Annotated in this window: 11 protein-coding genes; 10 read left to right on the forward strand and 1 reads right to left on the reverse strand. The window is 62.5% G+C overall.

Going from position 1 to position 9,881, the window contains the following annotated elements; genetic code table 11:
- The first annotated feature begins 236 nt into the window (after positions 1-236).
- From AB4Z11_RS12135 to AB4Z11_RS12170, 8 genes are all read left to right on the forward strand, one after another.
- Positions 237-1,208 carry an OmpA family protein gene (locus AB4Z11_RS12135; RefSeq protein ID WP_442025502.1) on the forward strand — a complete coding sequence of 324 codons (972 nt, stop codon included), beginning with the start codon at positions 237-239 and terminating at the stop codon, positions 1,206-1,208.
- A gap of 100 nt (positions 1,209-1,308) precedes the next feature.
- The gene (locus AB4Z11_RS12140) at positions 1,309-1,614 is read left to right on the forward strand and encodes a ComEA family DNA-binding protein (RefSeq protein WP_442025503.1); all 306 of its coding nucleotides are present in this window, start codon (positions 1,309-1,311) and stop codon (positions 1,612-1,614) included.
- Positions 1,615-1,768: 154 nt separating this feature from the next.
- Complete coding sequence (locus AB4Z11_RS12145; protein WP_442025504.1) at positions 1,769-2,977, forward strand: DUF4214 domain-containing protein; 1,209 nt, start codon at positions 1,769-1,771, stop codon at positions 2,975-2,977.
- Complete coding sequence (locus AB4Z11_RS12150) at positions 2,974-3,462, forward strand: TlpA disulfide reductase family protein (protein ID WP_442025505.1); 489 nt, start codon at positions 2,974-2,976, stop codon at positions 3,460-3,462. The genes AB4Z11_RS12145 and AB4Z11_RS12150 overlap by 4 nt, the downstream gene beginning before the upstream one ends.
- Positions 3,463-3,472: 10 nt before the next feature.
- Positions 3,473-3,697 carry a DUF4266 domain-containing protein gene (locus AB4Z11_RS12155; RefSeq protein ID WP_442025506.1) on the forward strand — a complete coding sequence of 75 codons (225 nt, stop codon included), beginning with the start codon at positions 3,473-3,475 and terminating at the stop codon, positions 3,695-3,697.
- Positions 3,697-4,830, forward strand: a complete 1,134-nt coding sequence (locus AB4Z11_RS12160) for a DUF3570 domain-containing protein (RefSeq protein ID WP_442025507.1) — start codon at positions 3,697-3,699, stop codon at positions 4,828-4,830. Before AB4Z11_RS12155 ends, AB4Z11_RS12160 begins: the two co-directional genes overlap by 1 nt.
- Positions 4,800-5,723: an FAD:protein FMN transferase gene (locus tag AB4Z11_RS12165; RefSeq protein ID WP_442025508.1), complete on the forward strand. Its 924-nt coding sequence runs from the start codon at positions 4,800-4,802 to the stop codon at positions 5,721-5,723. Before AB4Z11_RS12160 ends, AB4Z11_RS12165 begins: the two co-directional genes overlap by 31 nt.
- Before the next feature lie 72 nt (positions 5,724-5,795).
- Positions 5,796-7,154, forward strand: a complete 1,359-nt coding sequence (locus tag AB4Z11_RS12170) for a M20/M25/M40 family metallo-hydrolase (protein ID WP_442025509.1) — start codon at positions 5,796-5,798, stop codon at positions 7,152-7,154.
- 137 nt (positions 7,155-7,291) lie between these two features.
- Here AB4Z11_RS12170 and AB4Z11_RS12175 read toward each other — a convergent pair whose 3' ends face one another.
- Positions 7,292-9,040: an FAD-dependent oxidoreductase gene (locus AB4Z11_RS12175; RefSeq protein ID WP_442025510.1), complete on the reverse strand. Its 1,749-nt coding sequence runs from the start codon at positions 9,038-9,040 to the stop codon at positions 7,292-7,294.
- A 64-nt stretch (positions 9,041-9,104) separates the two neighbouring features.
- Between AB4Z11_RS12175 and AB4Z11_RS12180 the strand changes: the two genes are divergently transcribed.
- On the forward strand, positions 9,105-9,629 hold the full coding sequence (locus tag AB4Z11_RS12180; protein WP_442025511.1) for a GNAT family N-acetyltransferase: 525 nt from the start codon (positions 9,105-9,107) through the stop codon (positions 9,627-9,629).
- Between the two features lie 56 nt (positions 9,630-9,685).
- Positions 9,686-9,881, forward strand: a 196-nt coding sequence (locus tag AB4Z11_RS12185; protein ID WP_442025512.1) for a pyridoxal-phosphate dependent enzyme, incomplete at its 3' end; no start/stop codon positions are given.

Raw genomic sequence — 9,881 nt, forward strand, 5'->3', positions numbered from 1 at the left:
AAACTGGGCACCGCCACCGTCACCCGCGACGAGCTGTTCGGCGCCTAAGCGCCGCCCCCGGGCGGCTTGGGCGCCCCCCAGCCCTCCCATCGCCGCGCCATTCCCGCAACATCGCCGCCGCCGGAAGCCGCGTCGCGGGACGGCGCGTCGCGGTGATCCTGCTCGCCGATTACCGCGCGTGCGGCCGCATGTTTTTGCTATATTGACATCCCCGTCAACTCAAAGCAGGACATCGCATGCGCCACCTTCCTCTCGCAGCTATCTTGCTGGTAGCCGCCTCCACCTCCATCGCCGGCATCAACTTTGATAAAGACATCCCCGGCGGCGCCGACCATCCCATGCTGCATCGCTATGAAGGCTCCAGCCTGTACATGGTGGGCGGCGAAAATCTCGGCCAGGCCAAGCTGGTACAACTCGATCAAACCAAGCCAACGCTGCACACGGTCGAAGGCCGCATCAGCAACCGCTTCTACTGGGGGCCAAAAGGACGCAGCCCGCTCGAAGTGCACCGCAACTTCCAGCAAGCCCTGACCGCTGCTGGCTTCCAGACCCTCTTTGTGTGCGAAACGGAGCAATGCGAAAAGCAGAAGGTGCAGAACCTGGTGCAGGAGCTGCCGCGTGAAGTGAACTGGAAATCCTTCAACCCGATGGTGGCCAATATCTTCAACAGCGCCAACCAGCCGCAATTCCACTACATCAGCGCCAGCAAGCAGATGCCCGCTGGTCCGATGTATGTGCAAGTGGCCGTGGTGGGCGGCGGCGAAGAAGGCCGCGTGCGCCAGTTCATCCAGATCATCGAACCCACCAGAATGGATACGGGCAAAGTCACCGTTGACACGCGCGCCATCCAGGACGGCCTCCAGCGCGACGGCAAAATCGCCCTGTACGGCGTGACTTTCGACACCAACAAAGCGGTCATCCGCGAGCAATCCACCGAACAGCTGGAGCAGATGGCGCAAGCCCTGAAGGCCAAGCCGCAGCAGAAAGTCTTCATCGTCGGCCACACCGACGACCAGGGCGAATTCGAAGCGAATATGAGCCTGTCGCAAAAGCGCGCACAGGCCGTCGCCGAAGCCCTGAGCAGCAAATACGGCATCGCCGCCAGCCGCTTGACCGCGCGCGGCGTTGCCAACCTGGCGCCGGTCGCCAGCAATGCCAGCGAAGAGGGCCGGGCAAAGAACCGCCGCGTGGAGCTGGTCGCCCGCTGATTGATCTGCCTCAAACGCGCAGCACGCGCCGTCAACGCCATCCGCTGCTCTCCGTTGTGCCGAAGCGAGGACGTCTCGCGTTCACACAATGGAGGGCATCATGATCAGGAAACTGTTGCTGGCAGTCGCTGCATGGATGGTCTGCATGGGCATCGCCTTTGCACAGGTCGACGTCAACAAGGCCGACGCCGCGGCGCTGGACTCCGTCAAAGGCATCGGGCCGGCCAAGTCCAAGGCCATTCTGGAAGAACGCTCCAAGGGCGAATTCAAGGACTGGCCCGACCTGGAAAAGCGCGTAAAAGGCATCGGCGAGAAAAACGCCATCAAGCTGTCCGAAGCCGGCCTGCAGGTCAACGGCAGGTCCCGCGAAGGCGCTCCACGCAAGGAAACCGTAGCTAAAAAATAGTTACAAAAGGCGCACTACCGCGTTAATCCAATGGTAAGATAGTTGTGCTGCTGCGAAAATATCGTTGGAGGATTCAATGAGGATTTCCTTGTTGCGTAGCGGCACGTGCGCAGTTTTTGTATTTCTGACAGCTTGCGGCGGAGGCGATACCCAAATGCCCGGCGCCAGCAGCGCCCCTCGGCAGGCCGCCGCAGTCATTCAATCAGCCCCACTGCAGGAAGTGACGTTCACCGGCAATCTGAGTCAGTATGCCGTGGTGGACAACGGCAATGGCGGCTTTACCGTAACAGACAACCTCACCGGCACATCGCAGACAGTCTCCGCTGGCCAGCGCCTGCGCTTTGCCGACTCGGCGGTTGCACTGGACCTGAATGGCGTGGCAGGGCAGGCCTATCGCCTCTATCAGGCAGCCTTCAACCGCGCGCCCGACTTGCCCGGACTGGGCTTCCAGATGAATGCGCTGGAAGGATTGGGACGCACCCTGGCCCAGGTGGGACAGAACTTCATCGACAGCCCCGAGTTTCAGCAGACCTACGGCAATGTCAATAACACCCAGTTCGTCACGCTGCTCTACCACAATGTGCTCAAGCGCGATCCCGACCCGGACGGGCTGGCCTTCCACCTCAGCTATCTGAACGGCACTGATCCCGAAGGCCGCACCATCAGCCGTGCCGAGGATTTGACCGGCTTCTCGGAATCGCCGGAAAACAAGGCGCTGGTTCTGCCTGCCATCAAGAACGGCATTGAATACATACCTTATGGCTTCAATCCGCCATCCAATCCGCCGTCCGATTACGCGGGCACGTACAGCGGCACGGTCGGCAACGGCGATACGCTGACGATCACGGTGGGCACGGACGGCAACGTCCAGGCTACGTGGAGCATCCCCGCGGTTAATGCCAATCTGCAGGGCACCGGCACCGTGGCTACCGGAGGAAAATTGTCGATGACGCTATCCGGTACTGGCGGACGTGTCGCGACGTTTACCGGCAGCATCCGCCTCGCAGCTAGCCTGGCAACGGGCTACTGGCAGTACACCGCAGGTGCCGGCGGCAGCGGCGCTTTCCACGCCACCTTGCCTGCACCGCCGCCACCGCCACCGCCGACCATTACCTTCGCGCGGGTCCAGCAAATCATCATGCAGCGCTGCGTGCCATGCCATTCCGCGCATCCCACGCAACCGGGCTACAACCCGGCGCCGCTGGGCATCATGTTCGATACCGAAGCGCAAATCCGGGCGCGTGCTGCCGATATTCAGACTTACGCAGTGCAGTCGCAGTTTATGCCTTATGGGAACATCACCAATATGCCRCAATCGGAGCGTGACGAACTGGCCGCATGGTTTGCGGCAGGTACGCCATGATCTCGCAGCGCGCCGCAGCAGCGGCGGTGGCGCTGCTTGCGGTGGCAACATCGGCTGCAGCCGGCGCGGCGGGGCCCGCGCCGGTTTTTTCGCTGCCCGGCGATAGCGGTACGGTGAGTCTGGCGGCCCTGCGCGGCAAGCTTGTCTACGTCGACTTTTGGGCATCGTGGTGCGGACCATGCAGGCACTCATTTCCCTGGATGAGCAGCTTGCAGCAGCGCTACGGCGCCGATGGCTTGCAGATCATCGCCATCAATCTCGACGAACAGCGCGCCGATGCCGCGGCCTTTCTGGCGCGCGTGCCGGCCGGCTTTACCGTGGCCTATGATCCATCGGGGGCCACGGCCAAAGCCTATGGCATCAAAGGCATGCCCACCAGTGCGCTGGTGGGCCGCGACGGCCAGCTGCTGTGGATGCATTCGGGTTTTAACCAGGCCGATATCGTGCAACTGGAAGCGAAGGTGCGCGCCAGCCTCAAACCATGAAGGAGGATGCATGAGCAGCCGTGAATGGATCGCCCTGACTTTGCTGGCATCGGCCTTGTCGGGATGCGGCATGGTGCAGCCGGTGGCACCGTGGGAGAAGGGCGCATTGGCGCGGCCCGCCATGCGCTTCGACAGCAGCCGCCTGGAAACAGCCTACGATGCGCATACCTACGACAGCAAGGAAGCCGCTTCCGGTTCCGGCAGCGTGGGCGGTGGCGGCTGCGGGTGCAAMTGATGACCAGCCCGCACGACAAACGCAATCCCGGCCAGGCGCTGATGCTGGCGGCGCTGGCCCTGCCGGGACTGGATGCGCAAGCTCAGACCCTGCCTGATTACAGCGAAATCAGCGTCGGCTATCTGTACTACAAAGACGATCAGCCGGGTCTGGATCGCATCAGCGTGCGCTCGCCATCGCTGCGCGTGATGATGCCGGTGGCGGGGCAGTGGCTGCTGGAGGGCGGTGTGGTCAGCGATCACCTGTCCGGTGCTACACCGCGCTATCACACGGCAATTTCCGGCGCCTCGCGCATGGACGAAAAACGCAATGCAGGCGATGTGCATGTCACGCGCTATTTCGGCCATGCCACCCTGGGCCTGGGCGCGGCACTGTCGAACGAGAACGACTACCGCTCGCATGCCTATTCGGCTGCGGGCACATGGTCCACGGAAGACCGCAATACCACGCTGGGACTATCGCTGGGTGTGTCGAACGACCGCATCTCGCCGGTCAATCTGCTGGTGGTGAACGAGCGCCGCCACACCACGGAAGTGATGGCCAGTCTGGAGCAGGTTGTGAGCAAACGGGATGTGCTCAAGGCCGACTACACCCATGTGCGCGGCCGTGGTTACTTTTCCGATCCTTACAAGCTGCTGGATAACCGTCCACGTGAACGGGGCAGCGACAGCGTGCTGCTGCGCTGGAATCACGCGCTGCAGCATGATGCGCTGCGCAGCAGCTACCGCTTCTACCGCGACAGCTTCGGCATCCGCGCGCATACCTTCGGCGTGGAGCTGGAGCATCCGCTGCCGCAACGCTGGTCGCTCACGCCGGGCCTGCGCTACTACACGCAATCGGCGGCCGATTTCTATTTTGATCCCGTGTACGACCCGCGTTTCGGTCCGCCATTCCCGCCAGGCTATGTGTTTGGCAGCACGGCCTTCACTTCCGCGGATCAGCGCCTGTCCGGTTTTGGTGCCGTGACGCTGGGCCTGCGCGTGRCCAGGCAATTCGGCGATGGCTGGAACGTCTGGTTCAAAGGCGAGAAATATCGCCAGCAAACTTCGTGGCGGATTTTCGGCAGTGACAGTCCCGGTCTGGCGCGCTTTGATGCGCAGCTGTGGCAACTTGGGGTCAGCAAGCAGTGGTAGCGTGGAAGGTCACCTTTACGGCCATGGCCAGCCCTTGCCAGCTGATGCTGGAAGCGGCCAGCCAGGAAGACGCCGAGCGCATTGCCGCGCCTGCGATTGATGAAGTGCGGCGCATCGAAATCACTTACTCCCGCTTTCGCAGCGACAGCGTTGTTGGCCGCATCAATGCGTCGGCGGGCAGCGGCGAGTGGATTACTGTGTCGCCTGAAGCATGCAGTCTGCTCGACTATGCAAACAGCCTGCACGCGATCAGCGAGGGTCTGTTCGACATCACTTCCGGTGTGCTGTGCCGGGCCTGGAATTTCAGCATACCGCGCGTGCCTTCCAGCGATGAGCTGGCGCAGCTGCTGGCGCTGGTCGGCTGGGAGAAGGTAGAGCGCCAGCGCGACGCCGTGCGGCTATCGGTCGCGGGCATGGAGCTGGACTTCGGCGGCTTCGGCAAGGAATACGCGGCCGATCGCGCGGCAGCGGTGTTGCGTGCACAAGGCGTGCGCTATGGCTATGTGAATCTGGGTGGCGACATGAGCGTGATTGGTCCGCAGCCGGACGGCGACCCATGGCGCATCGGTATTCAGAATCCCCGCAATAACGAACTCACCATCGCATCGCTGGCCCTGGTGCGGGGCAGCCTCGCCACTTCGGGCGACTACGAACGCTACTTCGATCTGCACGGACGGCGCTACTGCCATATCCTCAATCCGCGCAGCGGCATGCCGGTGACGGCCTGGCGTTCGGTGAGCGTGCTGGCGCCGTTGGCCATCACGGCGGGCAGCACCAGCACCATCGCCATGCTGATGGGCGAGCGCGCGCTGCCCTTCCTTGAGCAGTCCGGCTTTGCCTGGCTGGCGCAGGACGCGGACGGCCACTTGCATCGACAAGGACTACCCGCCTGATGCATACAATATGTTTCACAAGCCTCGGCATTGGCGTGCGATGATAGCGCGTTCATTTGACGGGGAGAGAACATGCACTACTTGAAGCAGACAGCGCTCGCGGCGGCGCTGGCAGCAAGCGCCGGCGTCAGCACGGCAGCAGCGCCGGATATGGCGCACCATCAGCCTGACGTCGACAAGATCGTCAAGGAGATTTCGCCGCAGCGCATCGAAGCGACCATCCGCAAGCTGGTGAGCTTCAAGACGCGCCACACCATGTCCGAAACGGAATCCGATACCGTGGGCATTGGCGCGGCGCGCCGCTGGATCAAGTCGGAAATGGATAAGTGCGGTGCGGGCCATCTGCAAGTAGCGTTCGATAGCCATATCGCACCTGTATCGGCGCGCATCAGCCGTCCCACCGAAATCGTCAACGTGGTCGCCACGCTGCCCGGCGCACAAGCCGAATCGCGTGAGCGCATGTACGTCGTCAGCGGCCACTACGACTCGCGCAACACCGACATCATGGACGCCAAGGGCGATGCACCCGGCGCCAACGATGATGCATCCGGCACCGCCGCCGTGATGGAAATGGCCTGCGTGATGTCCAAATATAAGTTCGATGCCACCATCGTCTTCATGACCGTGGCCGCGGAAGAGCAAGGCTTGCTGGGCGCGGCGCACTGGGCGGAAGAAGCGAAGAAAAAGAACCTCAACATCGCCGGCATGTTCACCAATGACATCATCGGCAGCTCCCATTCCGACACCGGCCAGAAGGACGACAAGCAAGTGCGCCTGTTCGCAGAAGGATTGCCGGTGCAGAAGGAAACCAGCGATGTGGTGCGCAGCCTGGTGGCCACCGGCGGCGAAAACGATTCGCTCTCGCGCCAGCTGGCACGCCACGTGAAAGAGCAGGGCGAGCGTTATGTGTCCGGCTTCAAGGTCAACGTGATCCAGCGACGTGACCGTTATCTGCGCGGCGGCGATCACATGCCATTCCTGGAACGCGGCTACGCGGCCTTGCGCTTCACCGAACCGGCTGAAGACTTCTCGCACCAGCACCAGAACCTGCGCACGGAAAACGGCAAGGTCTACGGCGATCTGCCGGAGTTCGACGACTTCAATTACATCGCCCAGGTCGCGCGCGTGAACGCCGCCGCACTGGCGACGCTGGCCAATGCGCCGGCCGCGCCGCAGCAAGTCAAGCTGCGCACGGCCCAATTGGAGAACGACTCCACGCTCGTCTGGCAAGCCAACGCCGAACCCGACGTGGCCGGCTACCGGATCGTCTGGCGCGACACTGGCGCCCCGGACTGGCAGGGCAGCCAATACGTCGGCAATGTGACCGAAGCGAAGATCGCCCTGTCGAAAGACAACGTCTTCTTCGGCGTACAGGCGGTCGACAAGGACGGCAACGTCAGCCCGGCGACTTACCCTTCGCCGCAGCGCTAATCCCGATCGGGACGCGCTTATCCGCACGGGGCGGCGTTCATCGCAAGCCGCCCCGCACACTCTCCGGATAGTGCAAAGTTGGCACGCCTCCCGGTCAGCCAGCGCTTTCAGCACCGCTTTCGCGGCATGTAAGGCAATTAGCGCGGCAGGTTAGCCAGGAAGGCGTGGATCTGGGAAACGACATTCGCGCCTTCGCCAACGCCCGCTGCTACGCGTTTGGTGGAGCCCGCGCGTACGTCGCCGATCGCGAACACGCCCGGTACACTGGTTTCCAGTGATGCGCGTTCCGGCATGTTCTTCGGATAGACCCCGTTGGAGAAATTGGCGCGGCACTGGGCCTTGGTCACGTCGAAGCCGGTGCGGATAAAGCCTTGCGGGTCGACGTCCACCCCGCAGTCTTCCAGCCAGCCGGTGTTCGGATCGGCGCCGATGAAGAGGAACATGCGGCATACATCGCAATTCTCTTCTTCGCCCGTCTCGTTGCAGCGGAAGCGCACCTGCTTCAATCCTTCTTCATCGCCTTCCAGCGCCACCACTTCAGTGTGCGTGTGCAGTTCGATGTTCGGTGTGGATTTGATGCGGTCGATCAGGTAGGTGGACATGGTCGCTTTCAGACCATCGCCACGGATCACCATATGCACCTTTTTCGCGAAGCCGGACAGGAACACGGCCGCCTGGCCTGCGGAGTTGCCGCCGCCAACCAGCACGATTTCTTCCGACTTGCACAGGCGTCCTTCGATCGGCGAGGCCCAGTAGTAAATGCCTTTGCCTTCGAACTGCTTGATGTTCGCCAGCGGCGGACGGCGATAACGCGCGCCGCAGGACAGCACCACCGAACGCGCTTTCACGCGCTGGCCTTCAGCCGTTTCCACCTGCAGCGGATAGGTGTCGCAGATCAGGCGCGCAGCCGGTGCCGGGATCGCGACTTCAACGCCGAATTTTTGCGCCTGTACATATGCACGGCCTGCCAAAGCGCCGCCCGAAATACCGGTCGGGAAGCCGAGATAGTTTTCGATACGCGCACTGGCCGCAGCCTGGCCGCCGTAGGCGCGCTGTTCGAGCGCCAGCACCGACAAGCCTTCCGAACCTGCATACACCGCAGTGGCCATGCCCGCAGGACCAGCGCCGACCACGATCACGTCCCACACTTTCTCGCCATCGAGATCGGGCAGCATGCCGAGGCAGCGGCCGATTTCAGCCAGGCTTGGATTCTTTTTGACGGCGCCGTCAGGGCACACCACCAGCGGCCAGTCGTCCGCCGTCGGCTGGTAATACTCGCACAGGGCGCGCGCTTGCGCATCATCCTTTGGATCGATCACGCGGTAAGGGTGGGCGTTACTTTCCAGGAAGGCGCGCAGGTGGAACAAGGCGCCGTTGCCCGGCGGGGATACCAGCAGCAAACCGCCGCCTTCGGATTCCAGCAGGCCCACGCGGCGCAGGATCAGCGCGCGCACGATGCGCTCGCCCAGCTCCGCTTCCGCAATCACCAGTGCACGCAGGTTCTCCGGCGGGATCACCAGCGCTTCCACTTCGGTCTGCGCGATGGCGTTCACCAGCGATGGACGGCCTGCCAGCTGCGATACCTCGGCGGTGAATTCGCCCGGGCCATGTTCCGTCATGTGCGAGGAATTCCCCAGACCGTCGTAGCGGCTGATGGCAATCGTGCCTTTCAGGGTGACGATCATGCCGAACGTGGTATGGCCTGCCTCCAGAATGCGCACGCCGCGCCCATAGGTGCGGGTGGTGCCGAAGCGCGCAATGCGCTTGAGTTCCTGCTCATTCAATACGGGGTTCAGCTGGTGCAGGCGCGTCATCAGGGACGCGGGCATTGCAGTGGCTACTTGCTCGTCCTTGTTGGCTTCGGGCTCAAATTCTGGGGCGTTCATGTTGCTATTCTCCTGTGATACCGCGAGTGTAAACTAATTGAATAATCTTGCTTGAAATTTACATATGCATATTCGATCTCTGAGCTCGACGGACCTGGACACCTTTTTCAGCTACCTCAATGATCACTTGCTGGACAACGGCCGCGATGGCGCGCCGCTGTTCCAGCCGATGCCGCGCGGGCAGGGCTTCCCGCCGGAGAAAGTGGCTGCTTTCCGCAGCGGGGCGCAGGCGGCGTTTGGCYAGCCGGGCTGGCGCCGCGTATGGATTGCCGAAAGTGAGCGCGGCATCATGGGCCACATCGATCTGCGTTCGCGTCCCGAACCGGCCGCTGCGCACCGCGCCTTGCTGGGCATGGGCGTGCACCGCGATGTGCGCCGTGGCGGCGTGGGTATGGCGCTGCTGGATACGGCCATTGCCTGGGCGCGCGAGCAGCGTCTGGAATGGATCGATCTGGAAGTGCTCAGCGCGAATGCGCCGGCGGTGGGACTCTATCTTAAGAGGGGATTCTTGAAGACGGGCGAGATTCCCGATCTGTTCCGCATCGATGGTGAGGGTTACGCCTACTCCTATATGAGTTTTTCGCTCTAAGCAATGCAGGCCGGTCCGGTTTAAAATGGCTGTTTTGGTCAACGCTTCTGAATCCGATGGCTTACAAGACAATCGCCGATTTGATCGGCAACACGCCCCTCGTCCAGCTGATGCGCATTCCCGGCGCGGATGCGGCGGCGCGCGGCAACATCATCCTGGGTAAGCTGGAAGGCGATAATCCTGCCGGTTCCGTGAAAGACCGCGCTGCCATGTCCATGCTGCGCCGTGCCGAAGAACGCGGCGACATCAAGC

The sequence above is a fragment of the Pseudoduganella sp. RAF53_2 genome, from assembly GCF_052113985.1.
Taxonomy (GTDB): Bacteria; Pseudomonadota; Gammaproteobacteria; order Burkholderiales; family Burkholderiaceae_D; genus Rugamonas.